Raw genomic sequence first — 1318 nt, 5'->3', positions numbered from 1 at the left:
ATGTCGTCTTCACAGTATAACCAGATTGCTTGGGGTTATATGGTCAAGTGAAGAAGCGCATACGGTGGATGCCTTGGCAGTCAGAGGCGATGAAAGACGTGGTAGCCTGCGAAAAGCTTCGGGGAGTCGGCAAACAGACTTTGATCCGGAGATGTCTGAATGGGGGAACCCAGCCATCATAAGATGGTTATCTTGTACTGAATACATAGGTGCAAGAGGCGAACCAGGGGAACTGAAACATCTAAGTACCCTGAGGAAAAGAAATCAACCGAGATTCCCTTAGTAGTGGCGAGCGAACGGGGACTAGCCCTTAAGTGGCTTTGAGATTAGCGGAACGCTCTGGAAAGTGCGGCCATAGTGGGTGATAGCCCTGTACGCGAAAATCTCTTAGTCATGAAATCGAGTAGGACGGAGCACGAGAAACTTTGTCTGAATATGGGGGGACCATCCTCCAAGGCTAAATACTACTGACTGACCGATAGTGAACTAGTACCGTGAGGGAAAGGCGAAAAGAACCCCGGAGAGGGGAGTGAAATAGATCCTGAAACCGTATGCGTACAAGCAGTGGGAGCAGACTTTGTTCTGTGACTGCGTACCTTTTGTATAATGGGTCAGCGACTTATATTCAGTGGCGAGCTTAACCGAATAGGGGAGGCGTAGCGAAAGCGAGTCTTAATAGGGCGTTTAGTCGCTGGGTATAGACCCGAAACCGGGCGATCTATCCATGGGCAGGTTGAAGGTTAGGTAACACTGACTGGAGGACCGAACCGACTACCGTTGAAAAGTTAGCGGATGACCTGTGGATCGGAGTGAAAGGCTAATCAAGCTCGGAGATAGCTGGTTCTCCTCGAAAGCTATTTAGGTAGCGCCTCATGTATCACTGTAGGGGGTAGAGCACTGTTTCGGCTAGGGGGTCATCCCGACTTACCAAACCGATGCAAACTCCGAATACCTACAAGTGCCGAGCATGGGAGACACACGGCGGGTGCTAACGTCCGTCGTGAAAAGGGAAACAACCCAGACCGTCAGCTAAGGTCCCAAAGTTATGGTTAAGTGGGAAACGATGTGGGAAGGCTTAGACAGCTAGGAGGTTGGCTTAGAAGCAGCCACCCTTTAAAGAAAGCGTAATAGCTCACTAGTCGAGTCGGCCTGCGCGGAAGATGTAACGGGGCTCAAACCATACACCGAAGCTACGGGTATCACGTAAGTGATGCGGTAGAGGAGCGTTCTGTAAGCCTGTGAAGGTGAGTTGAGAAGCTTGCTGGAGGTATCAGAAGTGCGAATGCTGACATGAGTAACGACAATGGGTGTGAAAAAC

Annotated in this window: 1 rRNA gene; it reads left to right on the top strand. The window is 50.3% G+C overall.

Going from position 1 to position 1318, the window contains the following annotated elements:
• Nucleotides 1-41 precede the first annotated feature (41 nt).
• Nucleotides 42-1318, top strand: a 23S ribosomal RNA gene (locus tag CRO75_RS32255); the annotation flags it as partial.

This window comes from Pseudomonas sp. LAMO17WK12:I10, from assembly GCF_900215185.1.
Taxonomy (GTDB): Bacteria; Pseudomonadota; Gammaproteobacteria; order Pseudomonadales; family Pseudomonadaceae; genus Aquipseudomonas; species Aquipseudomonas chlororaphis.
This window is presented reverse-complemented; position numbering and strand designations above follow the sequence as displayed.